The sequence below is a fragment of the Gynuella sunshinyii YC6258 genome (genome assembly GCF_000940805.1).
GTDB lineage: Bacteria > Pseudomonadota > Gammaproteobacteria > Pseudomonadales > Natronospirillaceae > Gynuella > Gynuella sunshinyii.
In genome coordinates this window covers 6,262,339-6,280,282 of record NZ_CP007142.1, presented here as the reverse complement: position 1 = coordinate 6,280,282, position 17,944 = coordinate 6,262,339, and the positions used below count along the sequence as shown (strand labels likewise).

Here is a 17,944-nt window from a genome sequence, read left to right as displayed (position 1 = left end):
TTTTCCTTCACAGCATCAGCTGCAATCGTTCGTAGGTGTCATCAATCTGGCCTTTAAGGGCCTTTTCGATATAGGGACGCATGACATCATAACGGCTGATGATGGGCTGAAAATCCGGATAGCGGCTCAGGTGAAGGGCGCTTGATTCCAGAATGTGTTTATCCTGCTTCAAGGTCAAATACAGGAACGGCGCCAGCACCGCCTGCTGCAACCAGCCCGGAATCATCCGGCGGCGAAAATAGTTACGGACAATCAGCTGACAGCACTGCTCGGTTTCTTGTCGCAGATAGATCACCACCGACAGTTCTATGCCATTATCTGAATGGTATTCTATTTCCACAATGCCAGGGTGTCGTATCCGGCCGATGCTATGGCGGATATGTTGCCCGAATAACCGACTGACCAATCCTGACTGCTGTTTTGTTTCCACATATAAAGCCTGATAACCATCCTCCACCTGAGTCACGCTGACATCGCACGCATGCCTTTGGCGGTTCCGGGAGCGGACAATGCCTGGATGAATCAAATGTGTATGCAGAGCATCCAGAAAGTTTTCGGCAACATCGACCAGCTTCGCATTGATCGACGTTGTGACGGTGAAGCAGGTATGTGAATGATGGACTTCCGGCAAAAAGCGCTTTGCGGAATCCGCACCCGGTACCTGTTCGCGCAGCCAGATCAATCCACCCTCTTCCATCGCCTCAAAGGCTTTGACGCTGAAGGCCGGACATTTTCCTGTTGCGGGCACTCCGGGAAAACCAGTCTGATGACCGGAAATATCAAACTGCCAGCCATGATATGGACATTGCAACGAAGTGCCACATATTTTGCCGGTGGACAATTGCGCGCCTCGATGAGGACAGCGGTCAAGCAAAGCCGCGACACGGTCATCAGAGCGGAACAATACGACAGGCTGCTGTTGAAAATGGATCGATAACGGTTTGCGCTTCAGTGTTTTGGCCGCGATGACAGCGGTCCATGGTGGGCCGCTTAAGGTTATGCTCATAACTCATATCTCTGCATGACCGGCACAAACAACCGGTTCAAAATAAACGCCAGCCGATGCCAGATACGTTGTCTGGCGCGGGGCAGGTGGCGGACATACACGGCAGAATATTCAATCATCGGCACTGCCCCTCTCAAGCGTTTAAAACCGGCGGCACCGGAACTGGCATTGAAACACAAACCCTGTTGATGAGCGTGCTGCATGGTTGACATCAGCACCATACGATAAAGGCCGAGTTTTTGGGGTTTGGTCGTGTCATAACCGACAATCGGCAAGGTCGTGGTGTGACTAATGCTGAAGCGCCCGCCCACGGCATCCAGCACCCCATCGGCATTACGGAAGCCTTCCAGCTGAAAGTAAGGGTGTTGACTGATTTGCTCGATGAATCTTGTGGTGAACTGCGGGTTATGGCGGGAATATTTCTGTATATACAACATGTTGTACAGCTCGACGATACGGGCATGGTCGTCCTGATTGATGGCACTACCGCTAACATATTGATAAGACGTTTTGGTCAGCAGGCGTTGATCGATCTGGTAATTATGAGTATTCCAGTAATCCTTCAGGGACGGATCATAAAGATAGACCTGTCGGGTCGGAACGATCAGGCAGCCCGCTTCGCGAAAGCCGGACAGCAATGGCGCATTGGCAAATTCATTTAACGACCTGAAGATTAAGGCGTGATCGTCATACCTGCTGATAAATGGCTGAATCAGTTGATCTGTCTTGTTTTCCAGGCCATCGATATAAAGGTTAGTGGATAATAACCAGTTATTAACGTGCACCACTTTATTGATCTGATGTTTTTTCAGACTTCCGGCCATCAACAATATCAGCCTGCGGATCATGGCCCGTAGCAACGGATTATTCAGCTTCGACAGCTCCTGTAAGCAATACGGTACCAGTGCTGTATAGGGCGAGCAGACATAACTGTTATCATATTCATGATCATTGATTGTGACCGGCAGTGCCAGATCGTGAGCGCCCGACCACACCGAAAAGCCGGCTTCCACGTTTTGTATCATCGGTGGTGAGTCTTCGCTGAATGCCGACAAATAACGATCAACCGGATCGGTGGCATCAGCTTGGGGAGGTCGAATAACAGAAATCATAAAATCGGTTCTCCATCCCACTCAATATCCACAGTTGACGCCTGACGAAGAGGCAATCGCTGTCGCCAGGCTCTGATGATCAGCTCGCCCAGAGACCGTAGCGAGAACAACAGAAATGGTTTGTCCCCTTTTTGCTGTATTGCATCCCTGGCCCGACGAAAGTCTCTGTACCATTGCCGCAGGCGCAGGTCTTTCAGCGCCAGTGGCAGGCCGATCAACAACATCGGCAGGGTGATCATCGCTGGCTGTAGTACCGCTTCGGCTTTCCGGGTACCCGTAAACGCGGCGAACAGATCCATCTCCGCCAGCAGATGAACACCACTGGTACAACGCGGATTGCATTCGAGTAAATACACTTGATCGTCGACAATCATCACATCAAAACCCACCTGTCCGTCAAATTTATAATGACGGCAAAATTCCGCAATAAACTGTGAAATGGCGGGATGAACAACCGGCTCAAAATAAATTCCGGCTGCTGAAGTTAAACGATGAGTCGGGCGATAGATGGCCTCGGCAAATACCTCACCATTGACCACAATGGCATAACTGCAGTACTCGTTGCCGGTGAGTTTCTGTTGCAACAACAGACGCCCATGCAGTTGCTGACGCAGTTGGCATAGCTGTCTGTGGGTGGGGTGTAATAACACGCCCGTGCCAAAACGACAGAACTCCCCTTTGACCACCCGACCGGACAGGGCCTCTGCCGTCACCGTGCTAACATCATCGATGACCTGTGTCGCAGGAATTTGTACGGGTAGTGCACGGCACAGGTTAAGAACTTCAAGTTTGCTGTGCAGACGACTGAGCAGATCAAAATCGCCGCAACAGACGTGACAGTAAGGGCTTAACCGCTCGCGAATAAACGCAATGTAGAAAATCTCTTCGCAGGTGGGAATCAGGTAGTCAATGTGCTCACGATGAATGATCTCCAACAATGCCCGGGTATAAGCAGCTATGCCATCGCGGGGAGACGGAATCTTATAATAAGTGCTGACCGCCCGGCTGTTGGCTGCCAGCGGAAAACGTAACGAATCAGCCGTAAATACCATATGCCCATGCCGATGCAGGTTTCGCGCTATCTCCAACGCCACCGGTGCGCGGGCGCCGGTTATTAACAATCTGGACATTCAATGTCTCCGGGGATTACAGTCTGGCAGTTATGGCCAGTCAACGGATTGTAACGTGATCATCCGGTTGGCGCACAGTTGCCGGAAACTGGCAGACAGGATTTTTTGAACCCATGCAGGATGTTTTTCAACAACCGAACAGAACTTGATACACTCTGCTTTCCTCAATGATGGACGAGCCCCATGACTGAACCGGTGCGAGACGATACGGTTGACGATCCAGATCTGATCGATGATCTTCAGGAGATCCTGCAACAACATTATTATGCCCACGTGCCGGCAGAGGATTTGCAGCAATGGTTGCTGGCCGAAGACCCTGCGGCTCTGAACGACTGGCAATTGTTTGCTGACAGCTGGCATGACCTGAAAGAGGATCCCTACATGGCGGACGGTGGTCATTATCGTCGTCGTCGCCATGCCACCTTCAGCGCTCACCCCGGTGCCGAAACCTGGCGGTCGGAACCGCATCAACCTCATTATCAGAGTTTGAGTTACAACCCCTTGAACGGTGGCATACTGCGTTACTATGAGCCGATGACCGACGTTGTCAAAAGCAGCCGCATATTTGCCGCAGTGATGAACACCGGATGCCGGATCTTTTCCCGTCTGGCGCCCGAATCCAGCTGGCACATTGAGGCTCACCAGTTTCGGATAGAGGCCAGCCATCATCAACGTGGCCTGCCGACCCCCGAAGGCGTGCACAGTGATGGGGTCGATTTCGTCATGATGGTACTGATCAACCGCTACGGTGTCGAAGGCGGCATCAGCCAGATCTTCGATCACCGTCAAAACCTGCTCGACGAATTTACCCTGTGCGAACCTCTGAGCATGGCCATTGTTAATGACCGGGAAATTCTTCACGGCGTCACCGCCATCCAGCAAACCGATCCTGCCGTGGAGGGTTATCGTGATATTCTGGTGGTGACCTTTAAAGACCGTTTGCGGGTTGCCGGGCATTAAAACGGTAGCTGAGATGTGGCATACGCTCTGTCACTGACAGGGTCTCATTTCATGTCGATACCCTATGAAAAAGAATAAAGACTATCCATCTTGCAATACCGCATAAATTAATATTTTGGCCGAAGAGTATTCCACTTTGGCAATGCAGGGATATTCTAAACCACAAGGTACTTCATGGAACCAATAACACTTGAAAAAGAATTATCTGAATTGATGTCTGCTCATGAAATACCGTTTCAAATCAGCAACGAGTGGATTGTTCCCCTGGGCAAACTACCGGCGATCAGAGCGATCTGGTATCCCAGAGAACAAAACGGTTGTCTGGAGGTGGAAGTATTACTTGAGGACCGACGAACCGTTACGGAGAGTTTCGCAGGTATTGGCTCGGGTCGTAGTGCAATCAATGACGCATTACATAATTTCTGTGTTAACTCTTTTCATGTGTTGCTTGCTTCGCTCTGGGGCCAAACCGATCCGGATCAGGTGTTGATCGAACACTGGCATATCGATGGAAAAGAATATACGGCGTTTATCGGCAATATTGGCACCCGTGGCAGTATCGAAACTAATGCCACGATTCCTGATGGATTTTTTCCTGTTATCGCACAGGTCATTAAGAATGAGTCTTTGAATACCAACCCGTCATGGTTTCGCTGTTTTTTTGCAATGTATCTGGCGAGCAAACCTTTGAAGCATTAAACAATAATGAAATATGGGATGCAGGGTTATTGGCATTGAAATCATTGCCATGGATTAAAAAACAAGGTTACTACAGTGTTCGCAATTTTATAATGCTGATAGAAAATAAAATTGCTTAATCTGATGGAATATCATTGCCTCGGAGTACCTGAACCGTTTTATTAATGTCGGTAATTGTTTTGATTCTCAAGTGTTGGAAGGAGAAAAGATTGTGTCATTGAAAATTGATAAAGATGCACTGCTTCAGGAAATGTATCGCGATGATTATTTTCCCAATCATCTGGTAGACAAGCTGAGAGATATTATTCTGGGCGTATGTGCCGATATTGAAACAAGACAACCCGAAAATTTACCGGCACTGTATTGCATCACTTGTCAGGCGACTGAACAGATCAATGAGCTTCAGCAAGCTTTTGAAGACAGTGGCAGTGAAATCGAAACCGCCGCCAGGGATGACATTGCAATGGCATTTCAACTCGTTGCCAAAACCTATGGTTTTGATAATGCAGATTTGGAAGAGATGGTCGCGACGAGAGATTGGTAATTACAAGAAAAGATCCGGACTCTTTGTGTGCTGTATGGGTCAAACGGTATTGTGTGAGCTTATTGAGTGAATAAAGACCATCCTTTCTCTGAGATAAATGGGGCAGCAGTGGAGAAATTATTATGCTTTTCAATTTTAAAATCTTTCGTTTGGCCGTCGCTGTAAGTCTCTCTTTTATAGTCTCGCTGGAATATAACAGGACACCCGCTTTAAAATAAGCTGGTTGAGGGCATCAACTCCACACAGAAACGCCCGACGGACACAGCGGGAAACACAATGATAATAAGGCGTGGCTTCAAGTGAGATTTGCGATTTCCTTGATTGGGTCATGATCATACATCCTTATACTGATAAATATACAGTATCGGATGGTGCCGGTTGTTGGCGTGAATATCAATAGTTAAGATGGATGTCCTGTGTTGTTTTTTTTGGGTGTCCTTTTTACTGTCTTTTACTTTTCCCTATCAAACGTTTTGTCCGGCACATTGATGAGCGCCATAGCTATGGGGATATTATCAATGACATACCAGTCGTGGTTTTTAGTGTTAATCATTATGAGCTGGAAAGAGAACCGCTGCCCCTGACTTATGCTTGTTCTGAGACAGCATAAAGATAACAGCCAGCGGTTCTCCAGAAGTTAGTATATTAAGTAGTTCTCCCTGAACTGGAAGGACTTAACGGTGATGATTATCTCTGTAGTTTTGGATAATCGCTGGAGGTTCCGAAATACCAGATGCTGGGACTCCACCCATGATAGAGTATAGTCATGCAGGTTGGATCGTCCGGCTGTTGCGGGCATTTGAGTTCTGCACTGCTGTAGCCGTCACCGATTGCGCTGTCACTTTGTCTGGTGGTTTCGGTGTCCCAATAGTTTCCATATGTATATACAAATCCATTTGAATACCAGTCGCCGACATCCCTGACATACAGGTTACCAACCAGACCACCAGTATCATTATTGCCTCTTACCGTGCCAGTCGCATAATTATTCCTGAACGTATTCTGCGCGAATTCGCTGGTACCGATATAGCCTATCAGGCCGCCAACAAATTGGTTGCCAAGAACTTTTCCAGTAGCATAAGTGTTCTCCTGTTTTATCGTGTCATTTGCGTACAGGGCGCCAATGAGACCGCCGACATAATCTATGCCTTCCACCATGCCAGAGGCAGAGCTTGTGTTGATATACAGTCTGGTAATATCCTCCTCTCCGGTAATCGAAACTAACCCTATGAGCCCGCCTGCATTATTGCCTTTTGCGATAACCCGGGCATAAGAGTGGGACGTTGTTACGTTGGCAATATTTAAATTAAGGAATGCCTCCAGGTGAACCTCTCCAATCAATCCACCTACATTTTCAACACCGGTTACACGGCCATCGACAAACCCATAGCTGACTGTGGAAGTCGCTCCGAGGTCGGTCGAGTAACGCCCGATCAATCCTCCCACGTCAGTATCTCCATACGTGGCCCCGGATCTGTAATTATCTGAGATGGTGAGGAATGAGTTTTTTGAAAATACAGTTGCATTGCCGATCAGACCGCCAATGCTATTGTCTCCCTGAACCACACCGGTGGCGTTGTTATTTATAATTTGGGTGTTTGAATAGGATGTAAAAATGTTGCCAATGAGGCCGCCAATGGTGTGGCCTCCGGAAACACTCACACTGCTATGGTTGTTTTCAATGATATTCTCGTCACCGTCCTGGACAATGCATCCAATCAGGCTTCCTGCTCTGTTTCCGGCATAGATTTTGGCTAACGGTCCTCTCAGGTTCAGGTTTCGAATGGATACCCCCATCACTGCTCCAAACAAACCGGTACAGACCTCCTCGGTGCGATGAATATATAAATTCTCGATTTTATGACGATTGCCTTCAAAGATAGCCTGGAATGGAAATTGTTCAGTGCCAACCGGCTCCCAGCCACGACGACTGTTCCAGAACGGATCATCAAACAGTTTTCCATTGCCATTGGTATCGAAGTCCAGATCATTCACCAGTTCATAACCTTTGCAACCGGAGGCGGGGCAACCTTCGCTGTTGCTATCGCCATACTCATCGGTAAGGCTGGTACCGAAAAGGTTGTAGCGCATCTGATTGAGTTCTTCTAAGGTTTCGATTTCGATCAGACCGTCATTGTCGAGATCCACATCTCCAGAATTGGCTGCTGAGGCAAACGTGGGTGTGAGAATCAACGACAGTAGTATGCTTGATAGAGGGAGTAGAGCTGTCAGGAGTTGAAGAAACTGCTGAAACACTTTCATGGAAATCTCCTTGGTACGGATACCTTTATTGTTTTCGTGAGTAAGAAAACTTCAAAGACCGCCAAAGAATATGGCAATAGACTGCGAAAACAGGTCCTTTTTCTTGTCAGTTAATGTAGAGCATGTAGAGGTATATGTTAAATGCTAAGTTTGCATATTAACTTGAAGTCGACATGGCGTTTATATCGGAAATATTGGTCAGTCCAGTGGTTATGATAAATGTTTTTAGGTTTTTCGGATTCAGATTGACGAAAATCAAGGAAGTCGCGTATGGGCAAATCTTGTGATTGAGAATACTTCAAAAACTATAAAGGGGTGGCCAAAATTAGTTGACCACTACAGTTCGTAGTTAATCTGGGTGAGGGCATCAACTCCACACAGAAACGCCCGACGGACACAGCGGGAAACACAATGATAATAAGGCGATGCTTCAAGTGAGATTTGCGACTTCCTTGATCGGGTCATGATCATACATCCTTATACTGATAAATATACAGTATCGGATAATGCCGGCTGTTGGCGTGAATATCAATAGTTAAGATGGGTGTCCTGTTATGTTAGGTATCCTGTTATATTGAAAGCGTTTATGGCCAATTTGAAGTGTGTTTACAAGGCTGCCACGATCAACGCAGCCGAAATTGCACTGGACGAGTTGGATGCAAAATGGGGCGATAAATATCCAATGGTCATTCAATTCTGGCGAACGAAATGGCCAACACTCTCGACTTATTTTAAGTACCCGGAATACGTCCGGAAAGCAATTTACACAACCAACGCGGTCGAAGCGGTTCATCGACAGTTCCGCAAACTCACCAAAATCAAAGGTGGCTTTGCAAACGAAAACAGTTTGCTCAAATTACTGTATGCGGGGATACTGAAAGCGTCCGAGCGCTGGACGCATCCTGTACAGAATTGAAACCTCACGCTATCGCAACTGATAATACACTTTGAAGGACGATCGGATGATCACATGGTGCTGTGATTTTTAGCTGACACAGAATTTTGAACACCCTCAAAATATCATTTATTGAGATAATGGGATATGACTTGGCGAGTTTATAATTACTCTCTCAGGACTTCCATACTGTAGGTACTTCAAGCATTCAGGCAAAATAAAATCTTCGTCAATAATTCTTTGCACCTCCGATTCATTTATGCATAGTTCTTTAGCAAAAGATGAAATGATACGAGAATGAAAATCCTCTTGAAGTGGGTCTAAACACATTCCCGCAACGAAGTTTAATTGACTACGCCAATCTTTTTCGATTTTTCCTGCCTTTATCAGGTAGTCTATAAACTCAGTATAAAACGTCCTTCTTATCATGCCTGACATGAAAGATGACCATTGCAAGCTACGTTTTTCTTTGTCAATAACAATGGGGATATATTCCTGTAATCGAACAAATAGTCTAATGATAAATGTTGAGGATTCATGACTCAGAATCGGTAAAGCACTAGCAAGGACCGTTTTTGCACCGCCAGCTAGAAATGCATTGGCTGTTGAATAATGGCTTCTATCAATTGGACTTGTATCGCATGAACTTAAAACGACAATTGGAGGTATTCTGGCGGCTTGTACAATATCAAAAATTGAAATAGCTTCATCCTTAAGTGATATTACACCACCCTCTTTTTCGGAGTGGCCACCATGCATATCAAATACAACGATTGGAGTACTTGATCCATTTAATATAGCGATCAACTCCTCGCGATTAGAAGGCTCTTTTCTATCGATTGTTACTTTGAATCTTTTATCGCTGGTCTTTCTATTGAAAGCCATACCATTAAATACCTCTATTTTGGAAGAAAGATGTTCTTTAATTATGTCATCTTCCCTAAAAGAGCTAATTACAAGGACATTGCTAAAAGAATCCATATCAACATGTATATTTGATGTATCCAATATAACCCTATTTGCAAGCCAACCCGGTGAGATAGGTAAACGACTCACATCATGCCTAACCATAAGTGGTAGCCCATTATGATATGCCCATTCAATTGGGAGGTTCGAAACTATTTTTACCATTGACGAATTTCTTTCGCTGAGGTAATCAAACGCTTCTAGTGTGAATTTATGCAGTATATTCCTAAGCTCAATATATTTCTTTTTTAATCCTTTTTTATTGTACTTTCTGCCATTGATACCAATATCCTTTAAAACACCGTACAGATCTGAGTTAGATAAAGGAATTTTTGCACAGGGCATGATATTTGAAGATAGATAGATGCCTATTAAAACTTCAATAAGGTTTCTCTCAATGTATGCCAGATCTACATACTCAGATCGTTCTGTTTTCTCATCAATGCCGTTCCTTAGCACTAACTTTATCGCTTTTGTGAGCGATATAGGATCGTCAAATCCTTTCCCCTTCAATGCATTTTGTGTGTATTCAAGCTTATTGACTTGAAAGTCTAAGCTCGCTGACATATCTGAAATTACGATGCTATTTGTTCTTACTGCGATATCAGGGCATTTATTTTCAGAAATCTCTTTGCGTATGCGATTTATAACGTTAATTGTCTCTACAATATTCTCCTCCGAGTATTCATAACGATACCTTTCGAAAGAATAGTCTAGTTTGGCAGAACTTAGAGCAATCAGGTTTGCCTCGGTACCTATAGAACGATTGAAAATGTAGTCACAACCTATCATGTGATTAGAAGTATCATTTTCATACAACTCCTCTAGCTCTGAGATATACGATTTTTGCGGCTCTGAGAGTCCACTCAATATTTCATATATATAAGAAACAATTCGTTGACGATTGATTTCATCAAGCTTGCATTTGTATTTCGGGTTGATGTTTATATCTGAATTTCCGACGTATAGAGCTCTTGGCAGCTCCAGGTCAGTATCAAAACCATCCCATACAAAGACGACCTTAATTTCACTTTCAACTTCAAAGATCTCTGAGGCATCTTTAGCAAATACAATCGTGTAGCCGTCAAATACTCCTGAAAGTCTTAGTTGAATCGCTGTTTCCTTTGAACAAAAGACTTCACACAAGTCTTTAGGTAGTTCGGGTATTTTCTTCAGAATATCCAGTTTATTGATCAGTGTGATAGGATATTCATTAAAGATTGTTAGATCATCATCTGCTTCATCTAACATTACGACATAAGAAATTTTTACAAGATGATTTTGATTAAAAGCCAAAGCAGTGACTCCCAATAATGCGGACATATAACAGGACGCCCACTTTAAAATAAAAAAACGAAATAAGGCAACGATGATTCGCTACTGCCTTGCAAAAAAATCGAATGAATCAGGTTTACTACAGAACCAAACTATATACATCTTGCTCCAAAGCAAACAAAAATATAGTTCTGGCTGACCTGGAGGCGTAGCAGGTTACTTGAGGAGCCAAGCTTTTAAACAGGATGCTTGATGGTGTGATATGAAATCAGGTCGTCAACAAAATACAACGGAAATACAACAGGACACCCACTTTAAAATAAAAAAACAAAACAAGGCAACGATGATTCGCTACTACCTTGAGAAAAAAATCGAATAAATCAGGCTTACTACAGAACCAAACTGTATACATCTTGCTCCAAAGCAAAAAAAATATAGTTCTGGCTGACCTGGAGGCGTAGCAGGTTACTTGAGGAGCCAAGCTTTTAAGTAGGATGCTTGATGGCGTGATATGAAATCAAGTCGCCAACAAATTCGGTGGCGTTCGGCTTAACTGAAAATAATCTCTGACTTTCTCAAAAGACGACCTCTGCCCGGCAAAACACCTGAACTGTTTTTCGTGCCGGTTATTGGTGTGAATATCAATAGTTAAGATGGGTGTCCTGTTTACTCTTACGACTTCCTTGATCGGGTCATGATCATACACTCTTGTACTGATAAATATACAGTATCGAATGGTGCCGGTTGTTGGTGTGAATATCAATAGTTAAGGTGGGTGTCCTGTCATGTTTTGTAACTCCGTTGTGAGTTACATGCCAGTAATCTTTGATAACTTTTTGTCGCTTATCGGTTGGCATCTCATAAAAATCATCTACAGCGCTAGGCATGAAAAGTTCATTAACAAAATGACTGTCATCTTCTGGTCGCATTGCATAGGCGCGATGACTGATAATTATCTTCGAGTTTGGATAATTTGACGCCAAAAAAATACAACAGGACACCCACTTTAAAATAAAAAAACAAAAAAATGCAACGATGATTCGCTACTACCTTGAGAGAAAATCGAATGAATCAGGGTGACTACAGAACCAAACTATATACATCTTGTTCCAAAGCAAACAAAAATATAGTTCTGGCTGACCTGGAGGCGTAGCAGGTTACTTGAGGAGCCAAGCTTTTAAACAGGATGCTTGATGGTGTGATATGAAATCAGGTCGCCAACAAATTTGGTGGCGTTCGGCTTAACTGAAAATAATCTCTGACTTTCTCAAACGACGACCTCTGCCCGGCAAAACACCTGAACTGTTTTTCAAATTGCTGTGTTAATTGTTGCCACTGTTTACCGGAAATATTCAGGCGGGTCAGAATGGGAGGAAGTGATTCTGCAATAAATCCACGTTTGTCTTCCCGAATCGCTCTGCCGGTCCAATCCACCAATTCCAGGTAATCGCTTAATTGGAAGGGCAAACCTTCGGGCATGTCTGCTCTGGGATTGCCAACAAAAGGGAGTAAATCACCGGGTTGTTTGGATGCCTTGGCGCAAGTAATACGCATTTGAACGGAGGTGTGGTCAGACGTTTCCGGTGTTTCAGCCATGCTGGCTCGAATGGGATTCAGATCCACATACGCCATACAGGCGGCCAAGGCCTGTTCGTCAAGTAATGCTTGAGACTTAAACCTGCCCTCCCAGAAACGACCGGTACAGCGATCTTCGGCATTGGCACGCCGGGCGATACCTTCATTCAGCACCGCCATAAACCGACTGATGGAGGTCAGGGTTTCCCGCCACTGGGCCACTAAGGCTTCAAACGCCTGCTGTTCTGCCGGTGAGAAGGCATCACCTTTCAGAAACCGGTGACTGAGTGGTGAGCCTTTGTACAGACGATGCCACCGCATCACAACGTCTTCTGCTGGAGCACATTGATATGCAGCACCACATGGACATGGTTAGACATAACGGCATAAGCGCAGATATCGATGGCGAATATCTCACCCAGCCACAACCGTCTATCCTCAACCCACTGGCGGCGATGTTCGTAGCTAATCCGGGTGAGGGCATCAATTCCACACAGAAACGCCCGACGGACACAGCGGGAAACACAATGATAATAAGGCGTGGCTTCAAGTGAGATTTGCGACTTCCTTGATCGGGTCATGATCATACATTCTTATACTGATAAATATACAGTATTGGATAATGCCGGCTGTTGGCGTGAATATCAATAGTTAAGGTGGGTGTCCTGTTATGTTCACGGCATTGGCACGCCGGGCGATACCTTCATTAAGCGCCGCCATAAACCGACTGATGGAGGTCAGGGTTTCCCGCCACTGGGCCACTAAGACTTCAAACGCCTGCTGTTCTGCCGGTGAGAAGGCATCACCTTTCAGAAACCGGTGGCTGAGTGCTGCGCTTTTGTACAGACGATGCCATCGCATCACAACGTCTTCTGCGGACCATTGCCGGCTTTGGAGCACATTGATATGCAGCACCACATGGACATGGTTAGACATGACGGCATAAGCGCAGATATCGATGGCGAATATCTCACCCAGCCACAACAGTCTATCCTCAACCCAGTGGCGGCGATGTTCGTAGCTAATCTGGGTGAGGGCATCAACTCCACACAGAAACGCCCGACGGACACAACGGGAAACACAGTGATAATAAGGCGTGGCTTCAAGTGAGATTTGCGACTTCCTTGATCGGGTCATGATCATACATCCTTATACTGATAAATATACAGTATCGAATAATGCCGGTTGTTGGCGTGAATATCAATAGTTAAGGTGGGTGTCCTGTGTTATTTTTCGGCAAAACACCTGAACTGTTTTTCAAATTGCTGTGAATATAACAGAATATAACAGGACACCCACTTTAAAATACCCATCGGTAGCGCCTTTTATTCCGTGTGATTCTAAAGCTATAGACAAGGCAATATTTGAAGGGCCGAAGCCAACCCCTACAAGTTTGTAGTTATTCATAAAATATCTCTAAAAATGTTATTTATGTAAGTGTCTAGAAGTTTGTAGTTATTCATAAAATATCTCTAAAAATGTTATTTATGTAAGTGTCTAGAAATTGAAATTAGTGATTAAGGTAAGCTAGGACTTCTCTTGCGTTATCAGCTGCGTCTTTGATTGGGGCGAAGACTTTCTCTATTACACCGTCGGAAATGACAAACGTTATTCGCTGATAGAGAACATGGTTTTCTACCGAAAATGTCGGTAGATTTAGCTCTTTCGCAAGAAGCATTTTAGGGTCAGACAGCAACTCAAATGGCACATCGAGCCGGCTCTTCGCCTCTTGTTGGTAGGCCGTATCTTGGGTTGATAGGCCGTAAATATTCGATATTCCTGTGTTTAAAATTGCAGTATAAAAAGAAGCAAAACCACGTGCTTGTATAGAGCAACCTCTAGCCCCAGGAATGACGTCCCAGTTCGGCAAAGGGACACCATCTGCGGGCGTGGTCCTAGGATAAACATAAAGAACTACTCGATTGCCACTTTTACCAATGTTGATCATTTCTTGATTGGTAGATAAAAATGAAACAGGTGGAAAGGTTTTACCTTCCAATTGCTTGAAACTTAACATAATGCTTTGACTACTCTCTATATCAGGACAATATAACAGGACACCCACTTTAAAATAAAAAAACGAAACAAGGCAACGATGATTCGCTACTACCTTGCAAAAAAAAATCGAATGAATCAGGTTTACTACAGAACCAAACTATATACATCTTATTCCAAAGCAAACAAATATAGTTCTGGCTGACCTGAAGGCGTAGCAGGTTACTTGAGGAGCCAGGCTTTTAAGTAGGATGCTTGATGGCGTGATATGAAATCAGGTCGCCAACAAATTCGGTGGCGTTCGGCTTAACTGAAAATAATCTCTGACTTTCTCAAACGACGACCTCTGCCCGGCAAAACACCTGAACTGTTTTTCAAATTGCTGTGTTAATTGTTGCCACTGTTTACCGGAAATATTCAGGCGGGTCAGAATGGGAGGAAGTGATTCTGCAATAAATCCACGTTTGTCTTCCCGAATCGCTCTGCCGGTCCAATCCACCAATTCCAGGTAATCACTTAATTTGAAGGGCAAACCTTCGGGCATGTCTGCTCTGGGATTGCCAACAAAAGGGAGTAAATCACTGGGTTGTTTGGACGCCTTGGCGCACACAATACGCATTTGAACGGAGGTATGGTCGGACGTTTCCGGTGTATCAGCCAGGCTGGCTCGAATGGGATTCAGATCCACATACGCCATACAGGCGGCTAAGGCCTGTTCGTCGAGTAATGCTTGAGACTTAAACCTGCCCTCCCAGAAACGACCGGTACAGCGATCTTCGGCATTGGCACGCCGGGCGATACCTTCATTCAGCACCGCCATAAACCGACTGATGGAGGTCAGGGTTTCCCGCCACTGGGCCACTAAGGCTTCAAACGCTTGCTGTTCTGCCGGTGAGAAGGCATCACCTTTCAGAAACCGGTGGCTGAGTGCTGAGCCTTTGTACAGACGATGCCACCGCATCACAATGTCTTCTGCGGACCATTGCCGGCTTTGGAGTACATTGATATGCAGCACCACATGGACATGGTTAGACATGACGGCATAAGCGCAGATATCGATGGCGAATATCTCACCCAGCCACAACAGTCTATCTTCAACCCACTGGCGGCGATGTTCGTAGTTAATCCGGGTGAGGGCATCAACTCCACACAGAAACGCCCGACGGACACAACGGGAAACACAGTGATAATAAGGCGTGGCTTCAAGTGAGATTTGCGACTTCCTTGATCGGGTCATGATCACACATCCTTATACTGATAAATATACAGTATCGAATAGTGCCGGTTGTTGGCGTGAATATCAATAGTTAAGATGGGTGTCCTGTGTTATTTGCTGTGTTATTTGTCCTGTGTTATTTGTGTTATTTGTGTTATTTGCTCATTATTCCGGATACTATGTCTTCAGACCGAGTATCCAGCGAATATCAGGATACTAAGCCTCAAAGTTAAGGTGGGTGTCCTGTTTTGTTGATGTATCGGCAGGTGATGGAGGTTAATCCTTCCACCTTTCAGCATGCTGGTCATCCGGTGGAGAGTGTTTCGTGGTTGGATGCCATTCAGTTTTGTAATCAACTTTCTAGCCTGTCAGGACTCAAGTGCTACTACCAGGTTGATGGTGAAACGGTTAGCGTGATTCCGGATGCAGATGGCTATCGTTTGCCGACCGATGGCGAATGGGAATACGCCTGCCGCGCCAACTCAAGCGCTGCGCAATACGGCCCTGTCGAGAACATCGCCTGGTATGCCGATAACTCCGATCAGTCCACTCATCCGGTCGGGCAGAAAGCGGCCAATGAGTTTGGTCTGCATGACATGCTCGGTAACGTCTGGGAATGGCGCTGGGATGTGTATGATCCCGAGGTGTATGGTTCTTACCGGATTTTCAGAGGCGGCGGCTGGGCGGATGAGTCCCGGGGCTGTCTGGCGAGTAACCGCAGAAGGAGCCATCCTACCTACACTATTGATGATTTGGGTTTCAGAGTGGCGAGAAACCTCTGAACTTTGCCGGTGGTTTGGGCGTTGGTCAGCGTCCGTTACTTGCTTTGCGCTCATCGTATTGATTCTGTGCGACGACAATGTCTCCAATATTTACCTCGATCCAGTTCACCAGTTCTTCAACTCTGCGCGCCACTTCGACGCCGGTATCGGTGAGTTGATATTCAACATGCGGTGGAATAACCGGATGCGCAATGCGCTTCACGAAACCATCGTTTTCTAATGCCTGTAAGGTTTGTGACAGCATTTTTTCACTGACTCCGGTAATTTTTTTTCGGAGTTCGCTGAAACGATGGGTGCCACCCAGCAGAGCAAACAGAATGAGAACCCCCCAACGGCTGGTCACATCCTGTAACACACCGCGAGAAGGGCATTCTTTGGCAAGCACGTCACCTCGTCTGAATTTTTGGGTTAATGAATCCCCCTGACTTTCTTTACTGCGTCTGCTCATGGCTATTTCTCCGTTTAGCCCGGATTAAAATTTCATACTTACCAAAAAGTACGTACTTACAATTAGTTAGTATAAGTGGCAAGCTATGCAAAATCGAGTTAATTCAGAAAAAACAGGAGAAAACCATGATTGCAATTACTGGTGCGACCGGTCAGTTGGGACAATTGGTCATCAAACATCTACTCCAGAAAACCTCTGCGGATAACATCATTGCGCTGGCCCGTAACCTGGATAAAGCCAAAACTCTGCAGGATTTTGGTGTGGAAGTTCGTCAGGCGGACTACTCACAACCGGATACCTTTGTCACGGCGCTGAAAGGTGTGACCAAGCTATTATTGATTTCATCGAGTGAAGTGGGCCAGCGTATACAGCAGCACAAACATGTGATTGATGCGGCCAAGCAGGCCGGTGTTGAGCTGATTGCCTACACCAGCCTGCTGCATGCAGATAGCTCGCCATTGGCGCTGGCAGAAGAGCACGTCGCCACCGAAACCTATCTGAAAGAAGTCGGCATTCCTCATGTTTTGTTACGTAATGGCTGGTATACCGAAAATTATCTGGTCAGCATTGCGCCGGCTTTGGCAAATGGCGGGTTCATTGGCTGTGCCAAAGATGGAAAAATCAGCTCTGCCGCCCGTGAAGATTATGCGGAAGCCGCCGCAGTGGTGCTGACCCTTGATGCTCCTCAAGCCGGTAAAGTTTACGAACTGTCTGGCGATGAAAGTTATACCCTGACAGAGTTGTGCGCGATTATCAGTGAAGAGTCCGGTAAAAAGATTTCCTACATTGATATGGAAGAAGCTGAATTTGCCAAGGCGCTTGAAGGTGCCGGGCTGCCGGGTCCGTTTGCGGCCCTGCTGGCGAACTCTGATACCGGTGTTTCCAAAGGTGGCCTGTTCGATGAAAGCCATACCATCAGTGCATTGACGGGTCATCCGACAGCTTCCCTGCGTCAGCTGGTCAGAGAATATCTGTAAGCCGGTCGAGGCAAATATCAACAGTGCATTGGGAGTGGTTTCAATTGCACTGTTGTTGTGGCCCCTTATGAATAGCGGGAATGGTTTTCAGGCTACCTGAAA

The 17,944-nt window shown here is 45.7% G+C and carries 18 protein-coding genes and 3 pseudogenes; 6 read left to right on the top strand and 15 right to left on the bottom strand.

Annotated elements, in window-relative coordinates:
- Positions 1-7: 7 nt before the first annotated feature.
- The 3 genes from YC6258_RS27780 to YC6258_RS25970 are packed head-to-tail and all read right to left on the bottom strand — an operon-like array spanning position 8 to position 3,248.
- Complete coding sequence (locus YC6258_RS27780) at positions 8-1,006, bottom strand: Rieske 2Fe-2S domain-containing protein (RefSeq protein ID WP_052830596.1); 999 nt, start codon at positions 1,004-1,006, stop codon at positions 8-10.
- The gene (locus YC6258_RS25975) at positions 1,003-2,118 is read right to left on the bottom strand and encodes a hypothetical protein (protein ID WP_052830595.1); all 1,116 of its coding nucleotides are present in this window, start codon (positions 2,116-2,118) and stop codon (positions 1,003-1,005) included. The genes YC6258_RS27780 and YC6258_RS25975 overlap by 4 nt, the downstream gene beginning before the upstream one ends.
- Positions 2,115-3,248: an ATP-grasp domain-containing protein gene (locus YC6258_RS25970; protein ID WP_044619446.1), complete on the bottom strand. Its 1,134-nt coding sequence runs from the start codon at positions 3,246-3,248 to the stop codon at positions 2,115-2,117. The genes YC6258_RS25975 and YC6258_RS25970 overlap by 4 nt, the downstream gene beginning before the upstream one ends.
- Positions 3,249-3,431: 183 nt before the next feature.
- Between YC6258_RS25970 and YC6258_RS25965 the strand changes: the two genes are divergently transcribed.
- From YC6258_RS25965 to YC6258_RS25955, 3 genes and pseudogenes are all read left to right on the top strand, one after another.
- Complete coding sequence (locus YC6258_RS25965) at positions 3,432-4,208, top strand: 2OG-Fe dioxygenase family protein (RefSeq protein ID WP_044619445.1); 777 nt, start codon at positions 3,432-3,434, stop codon at positions 4,206-4,208.
- Positions 4,209-4,382: 174 nt separating this feature from the next.
- Positions 4,383-5,026: pseudogene (locus tag YC6258_RS25960) on the top strand (DUF6348 family protein).
- A 92-nt stretch (positions 5,027-5,118) separates the two neighbouring features.
- Positions 5,119-5,451 (top strand): DUF5713 family protein, encoded by a 333-nt coding sequence (locus YC6258_RS25955; protein WP_082070903.1) that lies wholly within the window; start codon positions 5,119-5,121, stop codon positions 5,449-5,451.
- A 231-nt stretch (positions 5,452-5,682) separates the two neighbouring features.
- Here the strand turns inward: YC6258_RS25955 and YC6258_RS31100 are convergent.
- The 3 genes and pseudogenes from YC6258_RS31100 to YC6258_RS31095 all read right to left on the bottom strand — a co-directional run.
- Positions 5,683-5,781: pseudogene (locus YC6258_RS31100) on the bottom strand (transposase); the annotation flags it as partial.
- 357 nt (positions 5,782-6,138) lie between these two features.
- The gene (locus YC6258_RS25950; RefSeq protein WP_044619444.1) at positions 6,139-7,713 is read right to left on the bottom strand and encodes a hypothetical protein; all 1,575 of its coding nucleotides are present in this window, start codon (positions 7,711-7,713) and stop codon (positions 6,139-6,141) included.
- 336 nt (positions 7,714-8,049) lie between these two features.
- Positions 8,050-8,178 carry a hypothetical protein gene (locus YC6258_RS31095; protein ID WP_342670619.1) on the bottom strand — a complete coding sequence of 43 codons (129 nt, stop codon included), beginning with the start codon at positions 8,176-8,178 and terminating at the stop codon, positions 8,050-8,052.
- Between the two features lie 112 nt (positions 8,179-8,290).
- Here YC6258_RS31095 and YC6258_RS25945 point away from each other — a divergent pair.
- A pseudogene (locus tag YC6258_RS25945) lies at positions 8,291-8,695 on the top strand (transposase); the annotation flags it as partial.
- A 42-nt stretch (positions 8,696-8,737) separates the two neighbouring features.
- Here YC6258_RS25945 and YC6258_RS25940 read toward each other — a convergent pair.
- From YC6258_RS25940 to YC6258_RS25915, 8 genes are all read right to left on the bottom strand, one after another.
- Positions 8,738-10,897 (bottom strand): CHAT domain-containing protein, encoded by a 2,160-nt coding sequence (locus tag YC6258_RS25940; RefSeq protein ID WP_044619442.1) that lies wholly within the window; start codon positions 10,895-10,897, stop codon positions 8,738-8,740.
- Between the two features lie 650 nt (positions 10,898-11,547).
- Positions 11,548-11,850, bottom strand: coding sequence for a SidA/IucD/PvdA family monooxygenase (locus YC6258_RS31475; RefSeq protein ID WP_425402626.1), 303 nt, complete (start codon positions 11,848-11,850; stop codon positions 11,548-11,550).
- Positions 11,851-12,058: 208 nt separating this feature from the next.
- Entirely contained in the window at positions 12,059-12,745 is a 687-nt protein-coding gene (locus YC6258_RS30775; protein ID WP_052830593.1) for a hypothetical protein, read from the bottom strand.
- Positions 12,745-13,005, bottom strand: a complete 261-nt coding sequence (locus YC6258_RS30770; protein WP_211264590.1) for a hypothetical protein — start codon at positions 13,003-13,005, stop codon at positions 12,745-12,747. The genes YC6258_RS30775 and YC6258_RS30770 overlap by 1 nt, the downstream gene beginning before the upstream one ends.
- Before the next feature lie 70 nt (positions 13,006-13,075).
- Positions 13,076-13,561, bottom strand: a complete 486-nt coding sequence (locus YC6258_RS25925; protein ID WP_052830591.1) for a transposase — start codon at positions 13,559-13,561, stop codon at positions 13,076-13,078.
- Positions 13,562-13,681: 120 nt separating this feature from the next.
- Positions 13,682-13,831 (bottom strand): hypothetical protein, encoded by a 150-nt coding sequence (locus YC6258_RS30450; RefSeq protein WP_169749031.1) that lies wholly within the window; start codon positions 13,829-13,831, stop codon positions 13,682-13,684.
- 103 nt (positions 13,832-13,934) lie between these two features.
- The gene (locus YC6258_RS25920) at positions 13,935-14,441 is read right to left on the bottom strand and encodes a peroxiredoxin (protein WP_044619440.1); all 507 of its coding nucleotides are present in this window, start codon (positions 14,439-14,441) and stop codon (positions 13,935-13,937) included.
- Positions 14,442-14,693: 252 nt separating this feature from the next.
- Entirely contained in the window at positions 14,694-15,656 is a 963-nt protein-coding gene (locus tag YC6258_RS25915) for a transposase (protein ID WP_052830590.1), read from the bottom strand.
- Positions 15,657-15,889: 233 nt separating this feature from the next.
- Here YC6258_RS25915 and YC6258_RS25910 point away from each other — a divergent pair, with 233 nt between their 5' ends.
- Positions 15,890-16,417 carry a formylglycine-generating enzyme family protein gene (locus YC6258_RS25910; RefSeq protein ID WP_052830589.1) on the top strand — a complete coding sequence of 176 codons (528 nt, stop codon included), beginning with the start codon at positions 15,890-15,892 and terminating at the stop codon, positions 16,415-16,417.
- A 25-nt stretch (positions 16,418-16,442) separates the two neighbouring features.
- Here the strand turns inward: YC6258_RS25910 and YC6258_RS25905 are convergent, their stop codons facing one another.
- Positions 16,443-16,865: a winged helix-turn-helix transcriptional regulator gene (locus YC6258_RS25905; protein WP_044619439.1), complete on the bottom strand. Its 423-nt coding sequence runs from the start codon at positions 16,863-16,865 to the stop codon at positions 16,443-16,445.
- Between the two features lie 125 nt (positions 16,866-16,990).
- Here YC6258_RS25905 and YC6258_RS25900 point away from each other — a divergent pair, with 125 nt between their 5' ends.
- Positions 16,991-17,842 (top strand): SDR family oxidoreductase, encoded by an 852-nt coding sequence (locus YC6258_RS25900; RefSeq protein ID WP_044619438.1) that lies wholly within the window; start codon positions 16,991-16,993, stop codon positions 17,840-17,842.
- Positions 17,843-17,944 lie beyond the last annotated feature (102 nt).

Bases quoted from the DNA above. Each gene is read 5' to 3' on its own strand.
- YC6258_RS27780 (WP_052830596.1), bottom strand. From the start codon at position 1,006: ATGAGCATAACCTTAAGCGGCCCACCATGGACCGCTGTCATCGCGGCC.
- YC6258_RS30770 (WP_211264590.1), bottom strand. From the start codon at position 13,005: ATGACCCGATCAAGGAAGTCGCAAATCTCACTTGAAGCCACGCCTTAT.
- YC6258_RS25910 (WP_052830589.1), top strand. From the start codon at position 15,890: ATGTATCGGCAGGTGATGGAGGTTAATCCTTCCACCTTTCAGCATGCT.
- YC6258_RS25975 (WP_052830595.1), bottom strand. From the start codon at position 2,118: ATGATTTCTGTTATTCGACCTCCCCAAGCTGATGCCACCGATCCGGTT.
- YC6258_RS25905 (WP_044619439.1), bottom strand. From the start codon at position 16,865: ATGAGCAGACGCAGTAAAGAAAGTCAGGGGGATTCATTAACCCAAAAA.
- YC6258_RS31095 (WP_342670619.1), bottom strand. From the start codon at position 8,178: ATGACCCGATCAAGGAAGTCGCAAATCTCACTTGAAGCATCGCCTTAT.
- YC6258_RS25950 (WP_044619444.1), bottom strand. From the start codon at position 7,713: ATGAAAGTGTTTCAGCAGTTTCTTCAACTCCTGACAGCTCTACTCCCT.
- YC6258_RS25965 (WP_044619445.1), top strand. From the start codon at position 3,432: ATGACTGAACCGGTGCGAGACGATACGGTTGACGATCCAGATCTGATC.
- YC6258_RS30450 (WP_169749031.1), bottom strand. From the start codon at position 13,831: ATGAATAACTACAAACTTGTAGGGGTTGGCTTCGGCCCTTCAAATATT.
- YC6258_RS25925 (WP_052830591.1), bottom strand. From the start codon at position 13,561: ATGACCCGATCAAGGAAGTCGCAAATCTCACTTGAAGCCACGCCTTAT.
- YC6258_RS25940 (WP_044619442.1), bottom strand. From the start codon at position 10,897: ATGTCCGCATTATTGGGAGTCACTGCTTTGGCTTTTAATCAAAATCAT.
- YC6258_RS25970 (WP_044619446.1), bottom strand. From the start codon at position 3,248: ATGTCCAGATTGTTAATAACCGGCGCCCGCGCACCGGTGGCGTTGGAG.
- YC6258_RS25915 (WP_052830590.1), bottom strand. From the start codon at position 15,656: ATGACCCGATCAAGGAAGTCGCAAATCTCACTTGAAGCCACGCCTTAT.
- YC6258_RS25920 (WP_044619440.1), bottom strand. From the start codon at position 14,441: ATGTTAAGTTTCAAGCAATTGGAAGGTAAAACCTTTCCACCTGTTTCA.
- YC6258_RS25900 (WP_044619438.1), top strand. From the start codon at position 16,991: ATGATTGCAATTACTGGTGCGACCGGTCAGTTGGGACAATTGGTCATC.
- YC6258_RS30775 (WP_052830593.1), bottom strand. From the start codon at position 12,745: ATGCGGTGGCATCGTCTGTACAAAGGCTCACCACTCAGTCACCGGTTT.